The organism is Akkermansiaceae bacterium, from assembly GCA_017798145.1.
Classification (GTDB): domain Bacteria; phylum Verrucomicrobiota; class Verrucomicrobiia; order Verrucomicrobiales; family Akkermansiaceae; genus Luteolibacter.
In genome coordinates this window covers 2,772,104-2,794,112 of the sequence record CP059069.1, presented here as the reverse complement: position 1 = coordinate 2,794,112, position 22,009 = coordinate 2,772,104, and the positions used below count along the sequence as shown (strand labels likewise).

Genomic DNA, 22,009 nt, shown 5'->3' with positions numbered 1-22,009 from the left:
GGCGCGGGGACGCAAGTGTGGGGAAATTTCAAATTTCAACTTTCAAAACCCAAGGAAGAGCTATGGATGCGGTGGAAATCCGTTTAGGCTGCGGCTGTGCTGTTCGATTCACACAACCATCTGCAGAGCGGGCGTTTCGGCAAACCGGTGGCCGGGCTGGTGCGGGACATGAAGGGCGCCGGGATCGCGGGCTGCGTGGTCAATGCGACCCGGGAGGGCGATTGGGAGGCGGTGGCGGGGCTTGCGCGGGAGTTTCCGGGTTTTGTGTTTCCTGCCTACGGGATTCATCCGTGGTATGCGGACACGGCGGAAGAAGGCTGGGAGCAGAGGCTGCGGAAACGGCTGGAAAATGATCCCCTGGCGACCGTCGGCGAGGTGGGCGTGGATGGTTGGGTGGACTCGCCGGCGATGGAGGTGCAGATGCCGGTCTTTGTGAAACAGGCGCAGATCGCCGCCGGGATGGGGCGGGTGATGACGGTCCATTGCCTCAAGGCCTGGGAGCAGCTTTTCTCCGCCATGGATCAGGCGGAGGGCTGGCCGGAGAAATTCCTCATGCATTCCTTCGGCGGCTCCATCGAGGTGGCGGAGCGGCTCCTGAAAAAAGGCGCGTGGTTCTCCTTCTCCGGCTATTTCCTGCAGGAGCGGAAGGCCAAGGTGCTGGAGGTTTTCAGGAAACTTCCCCATGACCGCATCCTCCTCGAAACCGACGCCCCGGACATGATGCCGCCGGATGGTTTCGTGAACTTCCCGCTCGGCGAGGGAGTGAATCATCCGGCGAATCTCTGCGAAATCGCGGGGGCTTTCGAACGCGAACTGGGTGCCGGCACCATGGAGCGGATCTGGGAAAACGGGCGGCGCTTCCGGGGAGAGAAGAAAAACACTCCGGATACGCACGGATGAAAACAGCGATACCAGCTTCCCGGCCACTGCTCTTGGTGCCAAGCCTGCCCACTCAACAAGGTGGATTGAAAATTTGCTATTGACACGAGGGAACATTGTTGGGGAGATTTTTCAAATCATTCCCGTTGTAAGGAAATTTCCTTACCGCCAATTGGCCAGATAACCCAAAAAACCATGAAACCGTTTTACTCTTTTACCATCCTCGGCCTCTTTGCCGCAACAGCCCACGGAGCCACCTTGATCACTACAGGACAGACCGTGGGAGGAGCATCGCCCATTTCAGTCGACCCGACGACAGGAGTCGCTGGTGGAGGTGGCCCCGGCTCTCCCAATATCGCTTCGACAAGCACTGCGGGAGGCAATCTCGCGATCACGTTCAGCACCACCCCGGCTAATAACGATTTCTATGTGACCTGGAGCGGCATCACCATTCCTACGGCGACCCATACCTTCGTCCAGATCGATTTCCTTGCCGCCTCTTCCGGTGCGGTGGACGGCCCCCTCTCAATTTTTTGGGCTGATTCCGACAGCGGGATCGGCGGCCCTAACAACAGTTCCACCGGGCTGGGAACAGGAACAGTCTCCACTTCCGGCTCATACTCGGTGGTCATCGACTTGAATGACGGTGGGACGAACACCTCCGGGGCAACTGGCTGGGGGGGCGGCAATGCCACCGCATTCCGTCTGGATCTTTTTGAACTTCCAGCGAACAACGGCGAGACCTTCACCATTTCCGGCGTCACCTTCGGCCAGGCGTTGGTTCCGGAGCCATCGGTCTTCGGACTTTTCGGTCTTGGCGGTGCAATTGCACTGATCCGGCGCCGGCGCTGAATCGTTTCCCACGGCAAGTTCCGGTCTTTCGGGGTCGGGTAGATGCGGGTTCCAAGCCGAGGTTTACGGCACGCAGGAACCATTTGTCCGGCGCGTGCTTGGTCAGGGCGGTGTTTTCCACTTCCGGAAGAGCTGAGGGAAGGCGATCCCCCTTCTGCCGGAGCCGCCTCCGGTCGATTTGGCATTTTCCCCATCGACTGGAGATCCGGGTTAGGGTTTCATTGAATCCATATCCATCGAACACCACTCTCTAGCAGCCGAATTTCCCGAGCACAGCGAAACCATCCACCAGCTGAAACAGGAGAATGCCCACTTCCAGCGCCTGATGGGCGAGCACGAAGCCATCGACAAGGAAATCGTGCGCATGGAGGAGAACATCGAGACCCCGGAAGACTCGGTCCTTACCGAAAAGAAAAAGACCCGTCTCATGCTCAAGGACGAACTGCTGGCTATGATTGTGAAAGCCGAAGGCCAGCAGGCTTTCGGACCGTAAAGTCCGGTGAGCCGCTCCGCATCCTCGCGGTTGATTTTTGAAAGCGAACCTTCACGTTTCCCCACCCGGCGATTCCACCTCGATCCCAAGCTCTTTGAGGAGCAGCAGATCCAGCTCGGTTTCGCTCGGTTTGAGGCACTCCGAATCGCCGAACTTGATGATCTGGCTCCGCTTCGCGGTCTCGCCGATCGCGAGGTAGATGTCCCGTCCTCCGGGCAGCCCGCCATACATGGTCGCCACGACTTTTCCCAGGTAACGCCCGTCCCCTTCCTCACTTGTCATCATCTCCCCCGACCCGTTGTGAAGACGTCGAAGTGTGAGCGGATCGGCGCGCCGAAGTATTGCCGGATTTCCCAGGTTGGCATGGGCTGGCGTTCAGGCACATAACCTTGTATCTGAGATCACGGGATCAAGATCCTGAATGCCTGCAGGAGCATGAAAATCATTGTCATGCCCTGCATTTCGCAGCCACTCATGGAAGCCCGTTCCGGATTCATCCGCCGGAGAAGACCGGCTTGAGTCCGGCTTCGGTTAGGATGCGCTTCACCTCATCTCTCTTGACGCCCTGGATCTCGATGTCGCCGTTTTTCACGGTGCCGCCTACGCCGCAGGCTTTCTGGATTTTCTTCGCGAGGCTCTGTTTCCCGGCAAGGCAGATGCCGTTGAATTTTTTGGCGATGGTGACGCCTTTGCCGCCGCGATGGGCTCCTGAGCGGATGATGTCCACCCTGCCCCGATTGGTGTTTATGTGTCTCCGTTTGGAGGTTTTCACAGGAATGGAGGGAGCCGGTTCCTGCCAGCCGGCGGGCAGATCGCCGAGTGCATCCAGGGATCCGAAGGGGATGGAGGCCTCTGACGGGTGCTGCGCGTTTTGTTTCTTCCTGCTCATCGAGTCCATTCAATGACGAATCACGGGAATCGGACGCTTTTTACGTGAACCTGAATTTGGGTGAACCGGCCATCACTGCCGAATACGGTTGCGGACCACCACCCCAAGAAGAAAGTAAGCATCCGCAGCACCTTGGCCCTCGTTTCGCTCCGAAGAAAGACGTCAGGACCGAACTGGAAAATCCGGCCTGATTTTCCGAACGATCCTAACGAAGATAACTAGGGAAACGTAGCGCCTATCCGGACGAAGAACGGATCTGTGCCGCTGGGAACGACATACCTGACGGTGTTTGGATCAGAAAGGTCAAGATCTCCGATGAGAACTGGATCCCAGTTTACAAGATCCGATGAGGTCTCGACGATGAACCCGACATCCGTGCGGGTCGGATCGATGGGCCATGAGATCTCTCCGTTGGCGATCTGCGGGGTGGGCGTGAAGCCGCCGGAGGAGACCCCGAAGAGATATTCGAGTCCGTTGGGAACCCCGTCGTTGTCGAAGTCCAGCAAGGGGCCTGGCCCGCCGGCGAAATTGTCCGCGAAGTCCTGGTAATCCGGCGCCGGGGGCGAGCCGGTGATGAAATCGGCGAGCTGGCGGGGGGAAAGCGATCCTGCGGAACCGTCGGTGGTCCTGCGCGCGATGGCGATCATGTCGAAGGTGCCGGCGGGGGGTGCCGTTCCGGTGTATTCGGCATTGAAGAAAGTCCTGAAATTTCCGGTGTCAGCGCCTTGCACAAGCACCCGTGTGCCGTTGTTGGCGAATGCTCCCGTGGCATCCTGGAAAGTGATTCCGTTCACCCGCACGAGCTGTGACTGGTAGGTGTCCGGGCTGGCCATGAAATCGGCGAGCGAGACCACGGCTGGCGCCGGGGCGTTGCCCGTCGAGGTCACACTGGCAGTCGCCGCGACCGGGGTGAACTGGAGTATGCCGCCGAATGAGGTCAGCCCGCCGACAAGGTTGCTGAGGCCGTTGCCCGCAAGGTAGGATGCGCCCAGCCTCACCGGCTGGTCATCGATGAGTATGCCCGCGGTTGCGTCCTGGATGTAGTGCTGGTTGCGGAAATTGCCGGACTCCACGTAGGTGACGATGGCCTCGGTGCCGATGAGGTAGGCCTTGGGGGTGGGAAGCGTGACCGCACGCAGCGTTGCGATATCCGCGACGGGCATGGCGACCCGCACCGATGGCGAGGCCACAATCGCCGTGAGTGTCCCACCGCCCGATGCGGTGCGGATCGTGAAGCTGCGTGTCCCCGCGTCATTGGGATCCATGGAGATATCCGGGACGCTGAGGCCGCCGATGGCAATGGAGAGCGGGTTTGCCTGCGTGATGACGACCCCGCTGACCGAGATGGTCTGGCCGTTTGCGGTCGCCGAGCCACTGCCGGCCGCGGGCCCGGACAAGGTTAGGTTCCCGCTGTTAGGAACGCCGAATCCGGACGGGATGTCGATTTCCACATCCGTCAGCGTCGCCCCGGGGAAGGTGCCGCTGAGATCGATTTTCAGGGTTTGGCCGGATGCCATGGAAGGGAAAATCCCGGAGCCAAGGAGTGCGGAGCCGGCCGTTGCGTTCGAGGCCAAGGCGCTGCCGCTGCCGTCCGCACCGGGTATGAACGGGGGTGAGGAGCTGTTTCTCGGGGCAGGCGGGCCGGTGGTGAAGTCCGCCGCATTGTCGTTTGTGTCCTGGCTGCCCGCCACCTTGCGGATCGCCGCCGTGGTGTTGCTAAGTCCGGAGGCGGCGGCGGTTCCCTCGAAGCCGTTGGCTGTCCCATAACCCACCAGATCGCTCACCGCAGGGTCGCTCGCAGGGTTCGATCCGGAGAGCGGAGTGATGGAATTCGAGAGCGCGACTTTGCCGTTGGTGCCGGACAAGGCGAGAGTCCCCGTGGAGTCCGGGATGGGGAGCGGTTCCGATGGTGGGAGGGTATTGTTCAGGCCAGCAGCCAGCTGGACGAGGAAATAGCCGCCCGACTGGATCACGCCTTCCAGGTTGCTGGCCGACCATGTGGTTCCGGTCGCCGAGGCATACTGGACGGACCAGCCGCTCAGGGAGATCGGATTTGCGGTGGTGTTGTAGAGCTCGATGAAGTCGTTGGTGAACTGGGCCGATGCGTTGCCGCCTCCGCCATATACCTGGCTAATGACCACCTGCCCGGCCGCGAAGGGTGCGCCGGTGGTAAACTCCCATGCCGCCCCCGCGACCTCGGGGGAGATGTTCCCCGCCGCGTCCCTGACGATCCCCTCCGTAAGAGTGACCCTGTATTGGTTGAAGAACTCAAGCGCCTGCGGCAGCGTGATGCTCAGCTGGGTGCCGGCGGCGGATACGCTGGCGGTGTCCGTTTCCGTGAACACGGCGAGGTTTTGCCCTGCGGTCACATCGAACACCGTGACCGTCCATGGCCCGGCGCCGAGGGTGACGATCTCGTTGTAGGTCACCCTGAGAACGCTTGTGGAAGCGGCTCCCTGGCCGTTCTGCGGGCTGGTCGAGACGATGGCCGGCGGGGTTACGTCCGGGGTCTCCATCTGGAATTGCCAGTAAACGTCACCGGTTCCGAATCCGAACGCCTTGGATTCCACATTGCCGGCGACGGAAAGGAAAAGCCCGGCGGGTGCCTCGATGTAATAGGTTTTTCCTGCCGCACCGGTGAAGGGGGTCACAAAAGACACGGAGCTGCCGGTGATGGCGACCTGGGCGGGATCGCTGACATCGTAGGTTGCGACGGGAGTCGGCGGGAAATCGAAATCGTCGATGTCGAACACGTTGAAGGTGCCGGAGCCGCGCAGCAACGCGACGTCATATTCGATTTCCAGGGAGACATCCCCGAGGGGGACATCCACGGCATTGAAGCCGGGAGTGACGCTGACGATGAGCGGAGGGACGGGTGCGGGCTCCGGTGCGGTGGTGAAAGCCCAGCCGCTGGGGGAGCTGATCCCGTCGAAGGTGTTTCCGGCTGCATCGGCGAAGGCCGTGGCATCCACGGTGACGAAATAGGAGGTCTCGTAGGCAAGCGCGGCGGAGGGTGTGAAGGAGACGGATGCGCCCTCGGACAAGCCGCTCGACGCGGCGAAAACCTGCAAGGGTGTGGACGGGGCGGAGGCTGCGTAAAGCGTCACGTTCCCGGCACCTGCCACGACCGGCTCGGAAAAGGTGATGGTGAGTTGGGTGTCGATGGGTGCCGCGGGCTCGTCCGGTGCGGGAAGGCGTCCGGCGAGCGTGGGCTTGGTGGTGTCCGGGCCTGCCGCTGTGGATGTTACGGTGAGGTTGTCGATGGAGATTTTCGGGCGGCTTCCCGAGACCGTCCCGACGCTGGCCTTGTTGTAGTAGTAGAACCGGAACCTCGCGGACGCGGCGCCGTCCAGGGCCGCGGGCAGCTGGACGCTGACGGCGGCGCTTCCCGTAAGATTGTTGGTTGCGGTGTAAGGCAGCCCGCCACCGGTGATCTCCGTCCATGCGATTCCATCGGTGGTGTAGTAGGCCTTGATCTCGCCCTCGCGGTTGCCCGTGCCGTTGAAGACTGTAGCCGCATCGAAAGACAGGGTTCCGGCATTGCGGTTGGTGAAATCCAGCAACAGGTCGATGGCGGCCGAGGTGGTGTTGCCCGGATTCCCGCCGGTGGAGAGCAGCTGGATGTTCTGGGTGCCGCGCTGGACCCCGCCGGAAGACCCGGTGCTGAAGGTGGCGGTGCTTGTGGTGATGCGCGTCGCGGAAGGGACCGTGCCGGTGGTGTCGGTTGCGACAGATGCCCACGGCTCGGTGGAGAGAAAGCCGTTCGGCCAGGCGGCGGTGTCCGCGATGTCATCGAAGTTTTCCGAAAAATCCCCGGTGGACATGAAATGGGCCGTCTGAGCCTGTGCGGCATGGGGCAGTGCGAGGGAGGCGAGCAGGAATGCGGAGGCGGCGGCCTTGCGGAAATAACCGATGGAGGCCCGGGATCTGGTGGTGTTCATGGTGTTGTGTATTTTGGGGGATTCTGGTTGGGTGGTATGGAAGGCTTTTCAACGGTCCATTACAAAGCTTACATGCCATCCCTCCTCGGATCGGATGAGGACGGCGAGGACGGATGTGGGTTCGGTCTCCTTGGCCGGGATGGCGTGTGCGGTGCCATCCGGGGTGGTGAAGCGGATGTCGTTCCTACCCTTGATCGCCGGGCTGGTTTCCGCGCCGGCGGGGATTTCATGGGAATCCTTGCCATGCCCGATGGTGATGGCCTCGCTGCCAAGGTTGAGGATACGGAAGGTCCATTTGTCCGGGGAGGGCTTGGACTCGATGATGCGGAACTCAAGCTTGTCGTCGACCTTGTGCAGGATCGCCAGCCTCGGATGCGCGGCGGCGGGGATATCGACCGAAGGCTTGCCCTGGGAATCGACACTGAGGCTGGCCTTCTTTTCGGGCAGGAAGAAGGTCCCGCTGGTCTGGCCGAAGGAGAGGATGAAATCCTGGGTGACCCCATCGGATGCGACCGTGAATTTGCAGATGTCCCCCATCGAGAGGTTCGCCACATTGAAGGGGCCGGCGAGGAGGCAGGGAGCGGCAAGCAGGGCTGCGAGTGCGAGCGGTGTTTTCATTTTTCTCAGGGCTTTGGGATTGCGATGGGATTGGCATGGACGATACCCGCGAGGTGGGTGCCGTCCGGGTTGCCTGCGAAAAACACGTAGTAGGAGCCGCGGTCTTCGCGGTTCGAGATGCTTGCGAGGGTTTTCTCCCCCTGGCTGACCTTGAAGCCGTTTCCGTTCCAATTCGGGATGTCGATGGCGTCGGCCTTCTCGAAGGAGAAGGTTTTCCCGCCGATGGAGTATCGGGCGGGTTCCTCAAGCATGGAGGCGGCCTTGAGTGCGAAGCCCTTCGGGGTTTCGAAAGCGGGGTAGCGGCGGATACGGAGATCGGGCGGGTAGGGCGTGCCATCGACCTTGATCCGCTTGGAGGGCATCAGGAAAACGACGACGACCTGGGTGCTGCCCTTGGCCACCTCGATGGTGCCGGAGGCGTCCCTGAATTCCGGGTGCCCGATGCGCATCTCGTGCTTGCCGGCGGGGATGAAGAACCAGCCGGTGGTGTTGCCTGCCTTGAGGCCGTCCGGCATGACGGCTTGCCCGGAGAGCTTTACCTCGCAAGGGGTGTCCCCCGCGACAAGGCTGAGTATGTTGAGCGTTCCGAATTCCTGCTCCTCCTCCTGGGCTGCGGCAGGTGCCGAGAGGATGGCGAGGGCACAGAGGATTTTCCTAGAGATCCCTTTCATAGTGTTTGGTGATGGTAAGCTTGCCACCGGCGACAACAAGCCCGTTGGCGTCCCGCTCGGGCTCGATGGTGTAGTGGTATTCCCGGTTCTTGCGGCCCAGGAGTTCGCCGCTGGCGCTGCGCACCTCGCCGGCGGCGACGATGCGGAAGGACTTGGAGGTGAAGGAGACGAGATCGAGCGTCTTGCGTAGCAGTTCCTCGCGTCCTGCGTCCGACCAGACGGGGGATTCCGTGGTGGAGCCGCCTTTGCCGGGGTCGGGGGCGGCATCCGCCGGGCGGGATGCGGCCGGGTAGATGTTGTGGGAGCCGAAGTAGGTGTCGTCCGAAGGCGAGCTGTGGTTGCGCTGCACCTGGGCGGCGGGGGCGAGTTCCTTGAGGGGGCGGAGCAGGTTGAGATCCGATGGCCCGCGGAGGGGGGAGATGTTCCTGTGGGCGGAGACATACCGTGCGAAGAGGTCGCCGGTTTTCGCGGCCTTGGGCGGGAGGGTTCCGTTGAGCAGCGGGTCATCGCCGAGCGTGATCCCCGCCATCAGGCTGCGGAGCACCTCCGGGGAGGCGGTGTTGATGTTGATGGGCCGTGCCGGGGTGCCGGGCAGGGTGGGCTGTGCGGAGAATAGATCGAGGAGCTGGGCGGCGCGGCGGCCTTCCTGGTCGAAGGCATGGTATTCGGGGCGGCCGATCGCCAGGGTGATGCCGCCTCCGGAAATGCGGTCCGGCGTGCTGGAGGGCAGGGCGGCGTTGGCCCACTGGGCGGGATCGAAGATATTTCCGAGTTCCCCGATGGATTCGTAGCGGCCGGAGTTTGAGATGACGGCGGGTGCGCGGTCCGGCTGGGCGGCGGGGTATGGCCTGGTGAGTGTTCCGGAGGCGTTGAGAATCCCCGTGGGGCCGGGGGTGAAGCTCTCGTTGCCTGCCGCGACGCCCGGAGAGGTGTTGCTGCCGCGGTCATTCCATCTGCTGACGAAGCCGTCCCTCGCGCCGGACGGGCCGGTGGTTTTCAAGACCCTTCCGCCCCATGCGGCGTTGGTGGTGTAGGTGTTGGAGTAGTGGAATTCCGCGATGTACATGGAAGCGCGGGGATCGCCGTATTGGGAGGCGTCGGTGTTGAGGTTGGGCGAGCCCGCGCCTTTCCACTTTTTGGTGGAGCTGGTGGTGAGGGTGTTGAACTGGCGCTGGCTGCCGCCGAATGCGGTGTCGATTTCCTGGAAGGGGACAGCGGAGGAATCGCGCCACAGCAGGGAGTAGTTCGCATCGCTGATGCCGTTGGTTTCCGTGCTGGAGGTGAGCTCCACGGTCGCGGTGCTGAAGGCGCCCTTGGGGAAGGTGTAGACGCGTCCGCCGATGTTGACGACGCGGTGCTGGTTCGGTGCGATGCTGAGGGCGCCGATCGTGTAGATGGGGTTTGCGGGGCTGAAGGGGAGGTCTCCCAGGGTGGAGATCTTCGCCTTTACGGGGTTGATGATCTGGAACCTCGCCTGGCCGTTGGCCGGTTTGTTGGAGGGGTTCCAGAACTCCACGTAGGTGTCCATGCGGATCTGGACGTTGGTTGCCGTCGGGCTGGGGTTGAGCCATTCGTAGCGGTCGTAGATCTTGTTGACGAAGGGGAAGGAATCGATGCCCCGGTAGCCGGTGCCCGCGGTGGGGTTGGAGTCGGTGTCCGCGTAGTCGATGATGGATGCGGCGAGGGTTTTGACGTAGTCATGGTCCTGGCGGAAGGCACCCTTGCGGTCATCGAAATCCGGGAGGTTTTCCGCGATGTAGTCGGCAAGGCCCGCAATGTTGGAGTCGCTGACGAATTCGTTGATATCCCTGGCGGGCTGCCCCGCGTCCTTGTAACCGAAGCCTGCGGGCACCAGTTTCGCGGCCGGGACGGCGGCCGGGGAGTGGCTGTAGTCGATGTAGGGCTCGATGAGCTTGGATGGCTCCATGCCGAGGAGTTGGCGCACCGAAGCGGGGGTGCGCAGGTCGGAGCGCCTGGAGACGAGCGTGTCCTGCTGCGGGCCTGGCGTTTCCCCGAAAAAGCTGAAAAGGGGCAGCTCGGCGGTTGTTTTCCCGAGGGTGCGAGGCTCCGCGCCGGCCTTTGTTCCGTCGATGCGCCCGGAGAGATCCTCGATCCAATAGGAATAGCGCATGGTGTAGCCCTTGGGGTCCGTGGAGGGGACGTCCACCCACTTCGCTCGGGGTATGCTCTGGTCGTGCTGATTGAGGCGGCCGATCTGGATGGCTTCGCCGGAGTAGTCGGCGAGACCCGCAAGGAGGGAGGGAGTGGAGGGGGGTGAGGCTGTGTCGCCCGGGACCGGCGGGCTGATCGTGGATGGATCCGATCCGCTGAAAAGCGGCACGGCGGTCCATGAGAAGCGGCTCGGGTTGCCGAGGTCTTTCCCGAAGGTGGCGCCGTAGGTGAAGAACTGCTCGCGGTAGCCGAGGGGGCGCTCTGTGGAAGGCACGGTGGGGGTGGCGGGATCGTCGAGGCGGAAGACGAGGGAATCGTCGCGCCGGGCGATTTCCCCGAGCTTGCCCAGCGCGATGGCGAGGCCGCTCTCCAAGGCGAGCTCGGCGCGTGCGGAGTCCGAGTAGGAGCGGGCGGTCTTGCGCTCGAGGGTGAGGACGGTGAGGAGTCCGATGAGGAGCAGGGTCAGGCCTGCGACGGCGATGATCGTCATCGGCAGGGCGAAGCCTTTTCTGATGGAAGCCGGAGTCATTTCGCGATGGCGATGGTGCGGGTGAAGGTGCGGATGAGCTGCAGCTCGGAATCCCGCGGCGAAGTGGCGAGGCGCTGCCAATCCGCACGGGTTCGGAAGCGGCGGGCGGAGGAATCGTCGATGAAGCTGACGGACAGTTCGATGATGGAGGGGCGCTCCGGGGAGGTGTCCGTCCAGTCCTGCGGTGCGGCGGGGTTTCCGGCGAGGAATTTTGGCCTGGCCTGGAAGGCGATGATGTTCGGGACGATGGGCTCGTCGGTGGCTGGATCCGCATCGGGAAAAGCGGGGGAGCCGCCTGCGGTGAGGAGGGCTTGGGTTTCCGCCGCGCCGAGGTTGCCACGGAAAAGCTTGGGGGACTCCGAGTCCGCGCCGTCTGCGGAAAAGGCGACGTAGTAGAACGGGGTGTTGAGGTCTCCCGGATCTGCGGCGAGCTCCTCGTCGGCGGAGATCACCCGGACGAAGGCGATCTTGTCCGTGGCGCTGGAGCCCGGGTCCGTTTCATGGATGAGCCGGGTGGCGGGAAGGCGGGTGGAGAGCTCGCGATCGAAGAACTGGAGGAAGGCGCGTGCCTGGGAGACGGCGTTGACCGCACGCTGGTTCTGCGTGTAGCTGGCGGTGGATTGGCCGACGAGGGAGAACAGCGCGAGCATGAGCACGGAGGTGATCGCCATCGAGACGAGCAACTCGATGAGGGTGAAGCCGCTGCGGGCTTTTTCCGGGTGTGTGGGGCGTGTCTTCAAAGGGTTCCCTGGCGTGTCGTGATGAGGTTGTAGCGGAAAACCGAGCGGGCTGCGGGTGCGGATTTCGCGGGGTGCAGGATGCGGATGCGGAGCAGTGAAAACAAATCCGGCGCATTTCCGGTGCCAGCAGGGGTGTGGGCTTCGCCATAAACCGTGACGAGGTAGGACGCCTTCGGGATCTTGCTGGAGGCGCTGAGATCCTGGGCGCCGCCCTCCGAGATGAATGTCCCGGCGGAATCGAACGCAAGCACCAGAGGCGATGCTTCGCTGGCAAATGCGGGGAAGCCGGGGCTGGCGGTGATGAAGGATTCGCGCACCGGCTCCGCCCATTTCGAAAGGACCTGCCGCTGCACCTCGCGGGCAAGCCACGCGGAGCGGGTGTCCGCCTCGGCGTTGCGGCGGTTGTTGCCGGTGGTGGCCGTCATGGTCAGGATGATGGGCACGACGAAGGCGACCAGGCCGATGGCGATGACCACTTCCATGAGGGTCATGCCACGGCGGGCGAGATGTTTCCGGACGGGTTTCATCATGGTTCCACAAAGCGGGTGCGACCGGTGAGGCGATTCACCTGCAGCAGGTCGGATACGGGTTTCCCATCGTTTTTTTGCGTGGGGGTGAGAGTGTTCCCGCTGCGCGCCGCTTGGGCGGTGGCGATCTGAATGGTGCCTGCCGGGCGCACGATCTGGCCATTGGGGGAGAAAACGATGATGTGGCAGGTGAGCGCCCTGCCCTTGGTTTCGGCGGGCATGGTCTCGGGGGAGTCGACGATGGTCGCCTGCCCGGATGTGAGCTGGGCGGAGCCGAGGAAATGGAAATTGCCCGGCAGGATGGTCCAGCGCTGGAGCAGGCGGTCTTTCCCGGCAGCGTCCTTGAGCGGCACGTAGCTGTTGCCGTCCAGCTCCACCTCGAAGAGCGAGACCGCACGTGCGCCCAGATCGCCGCCGGATGCGAGCACGGGGATGGCGACCGCCGTTGGGGTGGAAGCGGCGATCGCATGCGCGCGCGCCTGCTGGAGGTGCGCCTTGATGATTTCCCGGGATGCCTGGCGGGCGTTGTTCTGGGTGTTGGAGAAAACCGGCACGGCCGCAGCGATCAGGATGGCCATGATCGCGATCACCACCAACAACTCAATCAGGCTGAAGGCCTTCTGACGGCGATCCCTTGCGATGGTGCTGTGAGGTCTGGCGTGCATGTTCTGGTTCTTGGGGGGCCGTCTTGCCGGGGCAACTATCCAGCATTTCAGGTGCCACGACCAAGTAAATACAGAAATCACACCAATGCACCCCATAATCTCGTGGAGATTTCGTCACACGGCTGCGGAAAAGCGCGCTGGGCGCCCCCCCATTCCCAGCTTGCCCCTTGCGGGCATGCGGGGAAGACTTCCGGCCAGCCCTTGAAGAAATTCCTGCCATACTACCGCCACCTTCTGGAAGTGAAGTGGCACTTCCTCATCGGGGTTTTCGCCGGCCTGGTCTATGCCGCCGCATCCGGCGCGGGGCTGCCGCTGATGACCAAGGTCGTCTTCCCGGTGCTTTTCAACGAGGGCGGCGGGGAATCGGAATGGTATCTCGACTGGCTCGCCTCCAGGCTCGGGGCGCTCTCGCGCGACGAACTGCTCATCTACACCTGCCTATGGATCCCCGGGGTTTTCCTGGTGCGGGCGCTGGCCGGCTATGCCAACGCGTATTTCATCCAGCACGTCGGCATGCGGGTGGTGGAGTCGATCCGCACCGACCTCTTCGTCAAGCTCCAGGGGCTGCCGCTCGCCTTCTTCAGGCGCAACAAGTCCGGCGACCTGCTGGCGCGGCTGATGAACGACACCCAGATGCTCCAGGGTGTCATCGCGCAGGCGTCGAGCGACCTCATCAAGCAGCCCGCGACGCTGCTCTTCGCGCTAGGCGCGGTGGGCGTGCTCGCCTACCAGGACCGCAGTTTCTTCATCGCCCTCATCGCGCTGCTGACGGTGCCGCTGTGCATCGTGCTGATACGCTCCGCGGGCAAAAAGCTCACGCGGCGCGCGACGGCGCTGCAGGAGCGGGGGGGGGATCTCACCGCATCGCTTTCCGAGAGCCTCCAGTCCGCGCTGGAGATCCGCGCCTACAACCTCCAGGAGCCGCAGGTCCGCGGCTTCCGCAAGAAGGTGGCGGAGATCTTCCGGCTCGGCATGAAGGTGGTGAAATACCGCCAGCTCATCTCGCCCTCCATCGAGGTGGTCGCCGCGGCGGGCTTCGCGGCGGCGCTCTACTTCGGCGTGCGCGCGGGGATGACCCTCGAGGGCTTCCTGGCCCTGGGGATGGCGCTCTACATGTCCTACGAGCCGATCAAGAAGCTCGGCAACATCCACTCCCTCTTCCAGCAGGGCAAGGCCTCGGTGGACCGGATCGAACACATCCTGCACTGCGACGACGCGATCGCGAACCCGGCCGACCCGCGGCCCTGCCCGTCCCCGCGGGAGGGGATCTCCTTCCACGGGGTCACCTTCGCCTACGGCGAGCACCCCGTGCTCCATGAGGTGAGCCTGGAGATCCCGGCCGGGCAGGTCGTGGCGCTGGTCGGCCCGAGCGGCGCGGGCAAGACGACCTTCGCGCACCTGGTGCCGCGCTTCTACGATCCGCAGCAAGGCGAGATCCGTCTCGATGGCATCCCGATCCGGGATTTCCTCAAGCACGACCTTCGCGACCGGATCGCCGTCGTCCCGCAGGGCCCGTCGCTGTTCCTCGGGACCCTGGAGGAGAACATCCGGATCGGGAAAACGGAAGCCAGCCGCGCCGAGATCGAGGCGGCGGCGAAAAAGGCCTACGCGCACGATTTCATCATGGCCCAGCCGGAAGGCTACGAGACCCAGGTGGGCGAGCGCGGGGACCTGCTGTCCGGCGGGCAGAGGCAGCGCATCGCCATCGCCCGGGCCTTCCTGAAGGACGCGCCCATCCTGATCCTCGACGAGGCGACGAGCGCGCTGGACACGGAGAGCGAGGCGGCCGTCCAGCAGGCGCTCGCGGAGCTGGTGAAAGGCCGCACCACGCTGATCATCGCGCACCGCTTCAGCACGATCCGCATCGCCGACCGGATCCTTGTTTTCAAGGAAGGGCGCATCGTCAGCGACGGCAGCCATGAGGAGCTGCGCGACCTCGACCCGACCTACCAGGCGATGGTCGGCGGGGAGCTGAGGTGATCAGCCGCCTTCCGGCAGTCCGGGTGGAGTGCCGAAGCCGATCATCCGGGATTTGCCGCCCGAGCGCGGCACTCGGAAATCATACACGCCGAAGCCGTTCCCCCTCTTGCCGCGGTAGGATCGTCCGTCGCTTGCGCTGATCATCACCGGGTGCCCGTCCTTTTTCTCATGACCCATGAAAATGGCGACATGCGTGATGGCGACCTTGCGCCCGTCGTCCGGCTCGTAGGTGCCGGCCCAGAAAACGAGATCCCCGGGCTTCATGTCGGCAAAGGCCTTGTCAGTGATGTCCTTCGCGGTGAGCGGCACCATGTGCATTTCGGATTTCCCCCTCACCCAGAGAAACTGGTCGGAGGAGGTGCGCGGCGGCTGGATCCCGATTTTGTGGAGGATGTAATGGACCGCCCCGGAGCAATCGAAGCCGCCGTCCCGCGGGCCGTTCCCCCCGTACTTGTATGGCATCCCCTCGACTTCCTTTGCGGCGGTGATCGCGGCTTCGATCATTTTTTTCCTGGGCTCCTCCAGCTTATCGAAATCCCGGAGCTCTGAGGTTTCGAGCAGGGGCAGCGCCTCCAGCCGGCCGGTTGCGGGCAGCAGCAGGCAGAGCGATAGGGAAAAACACCGGAGCATGGGGACAGTTAACACCGGATTGCCCGGTGACACAAACAAGGGATTCATTTTGCCAAGCCCAGCCCGAAGGGTCATTTTCAAACGAGATTGAGCCAGCCAACGAACATCCTCATCCTCAGCGACGGCAAGCCCGGCCACGCGAACCAATCGCTGGGCCTAGCCGAGGCGATGGGGCGCATACGCCCGGTGCGTTCGGAGCTGCTGGAGCTGGATGGCGGGAAATGGTTTCCCGGACGGCTGCGTGAGGCCGTCAGGGCGGCGGGGAATTTCCCTGCTCCGGATCTCATCATCGGCACAGGCCATGCCACCCACCTTCCGCTTCTTTGGCTTTCCCGGAAGTACGATGCCCATAGTATCGTGCTGATGAGGCCCAGCCTGCCGCTGCGCCTCTTCGATTTCTGCATCGCGCCGGAGCACGATTTTTACGGAAAGCGGGTGCCGGCGAACGTCATCACCAGCAAGGGTGCGCTGAACCGCGTGATCGCCGGGCAGCGGGAGAAAAAGGGGAAGCTTCTCCTCATCGGCGGGCCGTCGAAAACCCATGGCTATGATGAGGCCGCGCTGGTCTCCCGCATCGCGGAGCTTGCGGCAGGCGGTGGCTGGCAGCTTGCGGATTCGCGCAGGACGCCTGCATCATTCCTGCCCGCGATCCGGAAAAGGCTTCCTGATCTTGAGGTTTTCCACCATCGCGATACCCCGGACGGCTGGCTTTCGGCGAAAATCCCGGAGCTGGAGGAAATTAAAGTCACCGAAGACTCCGTCTCGATGATCTACGAGGCGCTCACCGGCGGCGCGAAGGTCGGCGTGCTGGAAATGCCGAGGCTCAGGCCGGATGCGCGGGTGGTGCTGGGGCTTGAGAAAATCAAGGCGGAGGGACGGCTGGACGGCAGGGATATGGCACCCCTGGCCGAGGCGGATCGCTGTGCGGCGGTCATTCTCAGCCGGATGTGATATCGTCCCCCGTGCGATGCTTCCGGTCCGGCCCGGCGGAGATGATTTCCATTTTCGATCCGGACAGGGCGTGGAAGAAATATGGCGTGCCCCAGCGGTCGGTGAGCCGACCCGAGCTGTCGAGGAAAGCACCCTTTGCCGGGAGGAAGGCCAGGCGCTTCGGGTTGTCTCCCATGAGGGCTGAGGTGATTTCCTCGTTCTCGCCGACGGGGTTGCCGCCGAGGATTTTCCCATACTGTGAAATGATGAGGGACAGGATGGAGATATCGTCATCCGCCGTGGTTGAGGGATCGTTGAGCGTTGCGGCGCTCTCCGCGAGGGGATGGCGGGTTGGTGCAGGGCGGGGCTGCGGGAGATCGCCGGAAGGGGTGCTTGGCCGGGAGGCTGCCGCAGTTGGCGTCTCTGGAGCGGCGTCATCCGGCCGGGAGAGAAAAAACATCGCGATGGCCGCGATCAGCAAGGCGCCGGCTTGCCATGCCTTCCGTTTCACAGGAATCCGAGGTTGGCGCTGGCCACCGAAAACGGGTCGTCGAAGCGCGGAAGGTTCGGGAAGATCGCCTCGATCTCGTTCGAGCCTGCGCCCATCCATTTCGTGAGCACGGCGGCATACTGGTCTACGGAGGTCTCGGGGATGAAGCGGCCGCGGCTGCTGTGGGAGTCCAGCCCGGCACCGGTCTTGAGGGGAGGGAAATGTCCGTAGATATCGCCGCCGTTGACCGATCCGCCCATCACAAGATGGTGGCCGCCCCAAGCGTGATCGGAGCCGGCGGTGGCATCGTTGCCGTTCGCCTGCAGGGTGCGGTTGAAGTCCGACATGGTGAAGGTGGTCACGTCGCCGAATGCATCTAGGCCGGGATCTTTCAGGGCGTTGCGGAAGGCGAGCAGGGCGCCGGAAAGCTCCGCCATCAGGTTCGAGTGGGCGGTGAGCATCGAGGCGTGGGTATCGTGCCCACCGATCTGGCAGAAGAAGATCTGGCGGCTGTTGCCAAGGGCGTTGCGCCCGGCGATGAGCTTGGCGATCATCTTGAGCTGATCCCCGAGCTTTGTCTGCGCCCCGGCGAAGTGGGCATCGAAATCGACTCCGCCGGCGGCTGCGGCGGTGAGCGCCGCGCCGATCACGCCCTCGGTGGCGCGCGCGCCGCGGATGATCTGGTTGTATTGGTCCTCGAGCAGGTTCTCGTGGGTCAGGTTCATGATTTGCTCGAAGGCCTGCAGCCTCCTGCCGGTGTCCGAGTTTTTGTATCCGAGGGAGGGGTTTTCCGGATCGTTGTAGGCGGATGCGTAGTTGGTGCCGTATCCGCTGAGGCTGATCGCCCCGCCGGTGCCCACCGTATATTGTGCGACCCCGCCCGCCGTGCCGACCTGGAAGGAGTTCACCCCTGCCAGCGAGATGGACATGGAGGCTTTCGACCCGGCGTTGTAGGATGCGTTCATCAGGTCTGCGGCGCGCCCGCCCCAGCCGCTGGTGAAGGGTTTGTCGGAGACCGAGGACTGCCATTGGGTCTGCTGGTCCGAGTGGCTGAAAAGCTGCTGCGGCAGCGGCACGGTCCTGTTGATGTAGTCCTCGCGCGTCGGCACGGGGTAGCTGAGCGTTCCGACATTCGCGAGCAGTGCGAGTTCACCCGCGCCGAACATCTCCGCGATGCCGGCGCACGAAGGGTGCAGGCCCATCGGCATGGCGGTGCCGCCGAAATGGCGGGCGAAGGCGGCGTTGCTGGCGGGTGTGAGCGGATGCAGGACGGGCGCCCCGGTAACAGGGTCCGAGACCGGCAGGGCAAGGGTTCCGCGCGCCGCCTGGTAATCTGACCGCAGCGTCAGGTCGCCGACATCCGCGAGGGGGACGAGGAAGTTGCTGGAGTCGTTTCCACCGGATTGGAAAAGGCAGACGAGAGCCCTGTAGCCGCCGCCCGTCACCTGCGCGGAGGCTGCGGTGATGAGGCGGAGGTTCGCGAGCACATTGACCATGCCGGTGACACCGAGCGAGGCGCAGGCGGATTGCCGGAGGAAATCCCTGCGGGTCCGGAGCTCTTCTTTTTCGTGGTTTTTCATGGGGAGCCCTAGCGCTGGATCATGGATTGGGGCGAATTGGAGATCAGGTAGGCCGCCTGCTCGTAGCGTTCGTGGCGGACTTTTTCCTGATCGGTGGTGTTGTCGTTGTCGTCGAGGTTGGTGGAGACGGCAGCCAGCGTGTTGATGATGATGTCGCGCGGATTGTTCTGATCCGCAGCAGCCCCGTGATCGGCTTTCAATGTGCCGGCGCAGAGCAGTAGGTCGAGGTGGTCAACGAGGGCTGCGCAGGCCTCGCGGATTTTCGCGGGCTTGTTGAAGGTGAGCGGGTCGCCTGCGGCGGTGACGAAACCATCGCCGTCCTGATCCATGACCGACATGTAGGCCTTTTCCCTTTCCTGGGTCGCAGCAGGCCCGAGGGTTACGTCTGGGATGAGGTGGTCGGCGTTGTTCCCGTATCCGGTGATGGAGAAGTTCGGCAGGCTCGATGCGGATTCGCCGCTGGAGGAAGTGGCGAGGGTATGGTTGCGGTTGATGTGGGAGATGGTGTTGATTTCGGTTGCGATCTGGAACTCGGGGGTGACGAGACCGGCATCGGCGATGGCGTTGCCGGTGGAGTAATCCGGGTAGAACCAGTTGAAAACCGTGGGTGGCTCAAGCGGGGTCTGGCCGAGGGAGGAGTCGGTGTTGCCCTCACGGAAGCGCCCGGCATTTGCGGGCAATCCGGCAAGCAGCGTGCCGGGGCCGTAGGCAGCCAGATCCGCGATGCGCAGCTCGGTGTCCGCCTGCAGCGCCCGCGCCAAGCCGGTGTATTGGAGCAGCGGCTCCTTTTTCTTCCCGGTGCCGATGAGTGAGGCGGCATCAAGGGAGCGGGCTTCGTAGTCCAGCAGGATGGCCTTCGTGACGGCCTGCAGGTTTCCGCCGCCAGCCGCCCATGCGGTGGCGACGCGGTGCACGTAGCCTGCGGAGGGGTTCGATGTGACGAGCCTCTGGATGAGCTTTTTAGAAATGAAGGGCGCGATGTTCGGATGTGCGGCAAGGTGGTCGAGGATGGCGGTGAGCTCCTCTTCCCCGGTGCGGCCTTGCGGGAATTCGAGGCCGAGTACGGTTTTTGCCTCCGTGTCGTGGTAGGCGGGAAACTGCTTCATCGGGTGGAGCCACTGCGCCTGATAGCGGTAGTTGCCGTTCCCGTAGGTGAAGCTGGTGTTGTCTATAACGGTGTCCGAGGCCGAAGGGCTGTTCCGTTTTGAGAACGACCAACCGGTGAATACGCGGGCGAGATCGACGATGTCCGCCTGGCCATAGGTGGGGATGGGCTGGCCGGCGGCGGAGAGTTTCAACGAGCCGTCCGGATGCAGTTGCACGAGGCCGATGGAGAAAAGCTGCATGATCTCGCGGGCGAAGTTCTCATCTGGCGAGACGATCACCGTGCCCGAGCTGTCGGTGATTTCCTTCTGGTTCCTGAGGCTGGAAAGGTATTGCCCCATGATGGGATGGGTGGAGACGCCTTCCAGCAGATTCCGGTAACTGCCCGCCACCCCGGCGGCGAGCATGTCATAGTACTGCGAGTGGCCGAGATGGCGCTGATCGATGACATCGTCCACCGAGGAGGTCACCAGGATTTCCATGAGCGCCGTGGCGACACGCTGCCTCACCTGGTCGTCCGAGAAAAGCGCGACGCTCCACCAGGAGTGCCGACGGGAAGAGGAAGGGAGGAAGTATGACGGATTGTGCCATGGCGCCGATGGATCGCCCGTGTAGATGTCGATGAGCTGCGCGTCCTCTGCGCGGGCGAGGGCTTCCAGCGATGCCTGGGGCACGGAAAATTTTTCATCAAGCCATGCGGAATAGGCGGAGATGCGGTCGCCGCCATGGGTCGGGGAATTCACCAGATCCCGCAGTTCCGCGATCAAGCCCGGAGTGGGGCCGAAGGTGGATTGTGTCAGGAAACGGGAAATGTCACGGTCGAGTTCCGAGTCCGCCAAGGATCCGATGGGCGGTGCATCCGCCGGGGCGACGAATTCCGTCGAGGCCGTTGTGAGCAGGTAGTCCGCCCTGATTTCCCCGGAAGGATGGTTCTCCGTCTGGACATCCGAGTAGATGCGGCCCGAGAAGAGGGCGTTGAGCACGGCCTGATCCGTGGGGAGGATCTGCGAGGCTCGGATATTCCATGTGTAATCGGTGAGCTGCCCCCTGGCGAGCGACTTGATCGAGGGTCCGGTGACAGGGTTCCGGACGTGGATTTCGGCAGCGCTCTGGGCACTGGTCAGGCCGGAGAAGACGGAGGAAAGCAGGCCGACCTCGTTGTCGCCCTGGAGCCGGATGAGGCTGTAGCCCGAGGCGGGTGTGATCTCTTCGGAGGTGAATGCGGCGTAGAAAAAGCGCTCGTTGGCCTGGACATTCGGTGCGTCGCAGATCCGCGTGAGCAGTCCGTCGGCGACGAAGGATATGTCGATACGCAGCTCCTCGGGCACCTCGTTGAGGGTGTCCGCCACCGGCACCACGGAAAGGTTTGCGGACGCGCTCCCCGCAGGGATCACCACAACATCGGCGAGCGAGAAATCCGTGGCGGATGCGGAGGATTTCGTGGGATCGATGGCGCCATGGGTTTTCAGGAAAACCGTCATCGGGTAGGTGGTCGCCCCGCTGCGGGTGAGGCCGACCGTCGCGGGCAGGGCTCCCTTTTCGTAGGCATCCCTCTGGGTCACTTCGGCGGAGATTTCCCCGTTGAGGAGCGCCTGCATGAGCGAGGTTGCGGCGGCCAGGTCGTTGTTCGCGTTGCCGGAGGAGAAGCTGTCATCGTCATCCTTGTCGAAACCGGCAAGTTTACTCGGCCCAGTCCGAAACGCCATCGGCATCCGAATCGGCATCCGAGACGGAGACGCGGAAGAAAAGACTGTCTTCGCCGCGTGGCTCGGTGAAGACCATGTTGCCGCCGTCGCCCGTCCTGGCCTCGCCGGAAGGCATCCATTCACCGCCAAGGCTGGTTGCGGTGAACAGCCTGTAGCGTTTCCCGGGAAGGGAAGGCACCACGATCTCGGCGTTTCCCGGAAGCAGGTTTCCGACCGAAGCCCTCGGGTGCGACATCGCGTCGAAAGGGTCGGTTCCGGACGTTGACTCCATGAGGTTCGTGAAGCCGTCCCCATCCGTGTCGTCGCCGGGGAGCAGCGCGCCCGCATGGTAACTCGCCTCCCAGACATCGCACATGCCGTCGCCGTTCGTGTCGATCGCCTGGGCGTCCGACAGGAGGCATGCCATGCAAAGAAGGGAGATGGAGCTGCGATTTCTCATCAAACTCATGGATATCTACCCCGCATCGGGCGGGAAGTCTCTGATAATCAGCGGAGGCTAGCGGTTTTCCATGGCGGCGTGGCATTGCGGCAAGGGTGGGCAATAGGCATTTTCGCTGGGCTTCCATTCCTTCGGGGAAACTTCCGCCTAGACCGCTTGGGGAAATGATTTCAC

The 22,009-nt window shown here is 63.2% G+C and carries 19 protein-coding genes and 1 pseudogene; 6 read left to right on the top strand and 14 right to left on the bottom strand.

Translation table 11 applies throughout. The features are described 5' to 3' along the window. Window positions 1-96: 96 nt before the first annotated feature. The 3 genes from HZ994_11895 (at window position 97) to HZ994_11885 (ending at window position 2,224) form a co-directional block, all read left to right on the top strand. Entirely contained in the window at window positions 97-900 is an 804-nt protein-coding gene (locus tag HZ994_11895) for a TatD family hydrolase (protein ID QTN32993.1), read from the top strand. A 174-nt stretch (window positions 901-1,074) separates the two neighbouring features. After that, complete coding sequence (locus tag HZ994_11890) at window positions 1,075-1,731, top strand: PEP-CTERM sorting domain-containing protein (protein QTN32992.1); 657 nt, start codon at window positions 1,075-1,077, stop codon at window positions 1,729-1,731. A 229-nt stretch (window positions 1,732-1,960) separates the two neighbouring features. Continuing rightward, complete coding sequence (locus HZ994_11885; protein QTN34385.1) at window positions 1,961-2,224, top strand: DUF465 domain-containing protein; 264 nt, start codon at window positions 1,961-1,963, stop codon at window positions 2,222-2,224. Between the two features lie 51 nt (window positions 2,225-2,275). On the opposite strand, the gene HZ994_11880 is transcribed toward HZ994_11885, so the two are convergent. The 9 genes from HZ994_11880 to HZ994_11840 all read right to left on the bottom strand — a co-directional run bounded on the left by HZ994_11880 (window position 2,276) and on the right by HZ994_11840 (window position 12,976). Next, window positions 2,276-2,509 (bottom strand): hypothetical protein, encoded by a 234-nt coding sequence (locus tag HZ994_11880; GenBank protein QTN32991.1) that lies wholly within the window; start codon window positions 2,507-2,509, stop codon window positions 2,276-2,278. A 208-nt stretch (window positions 2,510-2,717) separates the two neighbouring features. Next, window positions 2,718-3,113: a translation initiation factor gene (locus tag HZ994_11875; protein QTN32990.1), complete on the bottom strand. Its 396-nt coding sequence runs from the start codon at window positions 3,111-3,113 to the stop codon at window positions 2,718-2,720. Window positions 3,114-3,331: 218 nt separating this feature from the next. Beyond that, entirely contained in the window at window positions 3,332-7,054 is a 3,723-nt protein-coding gene (locus HZ994_11870) for an Ig-like domain-containing protein (protein QTN32989.1), read from the bottom strand. A gap of 48 nt (window positions 7,055-7,102) precedes the next feature. Beyond that, window positions 7,103-7,672 (bottom strand): hypothetical protein, encoded by a 570-nt coding sequence (locus HZ994_11865; GenBank protein ID QTN32988.1) that lies wholly within the window; start codon window positions 7,670-7,672, stop codon window positions 7,103-7,105. Between the two features lie 5 nt (window positions 7,673-7,677). Beyond that, entirely contained in the window at window positions 7,678-8,343 is a 666-nt protein-coding gene (locus tag HZ994_11860; protein QTN32987.1) for a PEGA domain-containing protein, read from the bottom strand. Next, window positions 8,327-11,044 carry a hypothetical protein gene (locus HZ994_11855; GenBank protein ID QTN32986.1) on the bottom strand — a complete coding sequence of 906 codons (2,718 nt, stop codon included), beginning with the start codon at window positions 11,042-11,044 and terminating at the stop codon, window positions 8,327-8,329. The genes HZ994_11860 and HZ994_11855 overlap by 17 nt, the downstream gene beginning before the upstream one ends. Continuing rightward, a complete protein-coding gene (locus HZ994_11850) occupies window positions 11,041-11,784 on the bottom strand; it encodes a prepilin-type N-terminal cleavage/methylation domain-containing protein (protein QTN32985.1) in 744 nt (247 codons plus the stop codon). Before HZ994_11850 ends, HZ994_11855 begins: the two co-directional genes overlap by 4 nt. Next, window positions 11,781-12,314, bottom strand: coding sequence for a type II secretion system protein (locus HZ994_11845; protein ID QTN32984.1), 534 nt, complete (start codon window positions 12,312-12,314; stop codon window positions 11,781-11,783). Before HZ994_11845 ends, HZ994_11850 begins: the two co-directional genes overlap by 4 nt. Further along, window positions 12,311-12,976: a prepilin-type N-terminal cleavage/methylation domain-containing protein gene (locus HZ994_11840; protein QTN32983.1), complete on the bottom strand. Its 666-nt coding sequence runs from the start codon at window positions 12,974-12,976 to the stop codon at window positions 12,311-12,313. The genes HZ994_11845 and HZ994_11840 overlap by 4 nt, the downstream gene beginning before the upstream one ends. 315 nt (window positions 12,977-13,291) lie before the next feature. On the opposite strand from HZ994_11840, the pseudogene HZ994_11835 reads away from it, so the two are divergent. Together HZ994_11835 and HZ994_11830 are read left to right on the top strand one after the other, a co-directional pair. Then, window positions 13,292-14,038: pseudogene (locus HZ994_11835) on the top strand (hypothetical protein). Next, the gene (locus HZ994_11830) at window positions 13,949-14,956 is read left to right on the top strand and encodes an ATP-binding cassette domain-containing protein (protein QTN34384.1); all 1,008 of its coding nucleotides are present in this window, start codon (window positions 13,949-13,951) and stop codon (window positions 14,954-14,956) included. Before HZ994_11835 ends, HZ994_11830 begins: the two are co-directional and overlap by 90 nt. Here HZ994_11830 and HZ994_11825 read toward each other — a convergent pair whose 3' ends face one another. Beyond that, window positions 14,957-15,586, bottom strand: coding sequence for a C40 family peptidase (locus HZ994_11825; protein QTN32982.1), 630 nt, complete (start codon window positions 15,584-15,586; stop codon window positions 14,957-14,959). Between the two features lie 87 nt (window positions 15,587-15,673). Here HZ994_11825 and HZ994_11820 point away from each other — a divergent pair, with 87 nt between their 5' ends. Then, window positions 15,674-16,537 carry a mitochondrial fission ELM1 family protein gene (locus tag HZ994_11820; protein QTN32981.1) on the top strand — a complete coding sequence of 288 codons (864 nt, stop codon included), beginning with the start codon at window positions 15,674-15,676 and terminating at the stop codon, window positions 16,535-16,537. Here the strand turns inward: HZ994_11820 and HZ994_11815 are convergent. From HZ994_11815 to HZ994_11800, 4 genes are read right to left on the bottom strand one after another with little or no spacing between them, the layout of a single operon-like run. Further along, a complete protein-coding gene (locus tag HZ994_11815; protein ID QTN32980.1) occupies window positions 16,524-17,027 on the bottom strand; it encodes a hypothetical protein in 504 nt (167 codons plus the stop codon). The two genes, HZ994_11820 and HZ994_11815, sit on opposite strands and share 14 nt — an antisense overlap. Then, on the bottom strand, window positions 17,024-18,586 hold the full coding sequence (locus tag HZ994_11810; protein ID QTN32979.1) for a DUF1501 domain-containing protein: 1,563 nt from the start codon (window positions 18,584-18,586) through the stop codon (window positions 17,024-17,026). Before HZ994_11810 ends, HZ994_11815 begins: the two co-directional genes overlap by 4 nt. An 8-nt stretch (window positions 18,587-18,594) precedes the next feature. Next, complete coding sequence (locus HZ994_11805; protein ID QTN32978.1) at window positions 18,595-21,396, bottom strand: DUF1800 family protein; 2,802 nt, start codon at window positions 21,394-21,396, stop codon at window positions 18,595-18,597. Continuing rightward, window positions 21,371-21,802 (bottom strand): hypothetical protein, encoded by a 432-nt coding sequence (locus tag HZ994_11800; GenBank protein QTN32977.1) that lies wholly within the window; start codon window positions 21,800-21,802, stop codon window positions 21,371-21,373. Before HZ994_11800 ends, HZ994_11805 begins: the two co-directional genes overlap by 26 nt. Between the last annotated feature and the right edge of the window lie 207 nt (window positions 21,803-22,009).

Excerpts from the sequence above, each read along its gene's own strand:
- HZ994_11890 (QTN32992.1), top strand. The coding sequence starts at position 1,075 with ATGAAACCGTTTTACTCTTTTACCATCCTCGGCCTCTTTGCCGCAACA.
- HZ994_11880 (QTN32991.1), bottom strand. The coding sequence starts at position 2,509 with ATGATGACAAGTGAGGAAGGGGACGGGCGTTACCTGGGAAAAGTCGTG.
- HZ994_11875 (QTN32990.1), bottom strand. The coding sequence starts at position 3,113 with ATGAGCAGGAAGAAACAAAACGCGCAGCACCCGTCAGAGGCCTCCATC.
- HZ994_11870 (QTN32989.1), bottom strand. The coding sequence starts at position 7,054 with ATGAACACCACCAGATCCCGGGCCTCCATCGGTTATTTCCGCAAGGCC.
- HZ994_11865 (QTN32988.1), bottom strand. The coding sequence starts at position 7,672 with ATGAAAACACCGCTCGCACTCGCAGCCCTGCTTGCCGCTCCCTGCCTC.
- HZ994_11860 (QTN32987.1), bottom strand. The coding sequence starts at position 8,343 with ATGAAAGGGATCTCTAGGAAAATCCTCTGTGCCCTCGCCATCCTCTCG.
- HZ994_11855 (QTN32986.1), bottom strand. The coding sequence starts at position 11,044 with ATGACTCCGGCTTCCATCAGAAAAGGCTTCGCCCTGCCGATGACGATC.
- HZ994_11845 (QTN32984.1), bottom strand. The coding sequence starts at position 12,314 with ATGATGAAACCCGTCCGGAAACATCTCGCCCGCCGTGGCATGACCCTC.
- HZ994_11840 (QTN32983.1), bottom strand. The coding sequence starts at position 12,976 with ATGCACGCCAGACCTCACAGCACCATCGCAAGGGATCGCCGTCAGAAG.
- HZ994_11830 (QTN34384.1), top strand. The coding sequence starts at position 13,949 with ATGAAGGTGGTGAAATACCGCCAGCTCATCTCGCCCTCCATCGAGGTG.
- HZ994_11825 (QTN32982.1), bottom strand. The coding sequence starts at position 15,586 with ATGCTCCGGTGTTTTTCCCTATCGCTCTGCCTGCTGCTGCCCGCAACC.
- HZ994_11810 (QTN32979.1), bottom strand. The coding sequence starts at position 18,586 with ATGAAAAACCACGAAAAAGAAGAGCTCCGGACCCGCAGGGATTTCCTC.
- HZ994_11805 (QTN32978.1), bottom strand. The coding sequence starts at position 21,396 with ATGGCGTTTCGGACTGGGCCGAGTAAACTTGCCGGTTTCGACAAGGAT.
- HZ994_11800 (QTN32977.1), bottom strand. The coding sequence starts at position 21,802 with ATGGCATGCCTCCTGTCGGACGCCCAGGCGATCGACACGAACGGCGAC.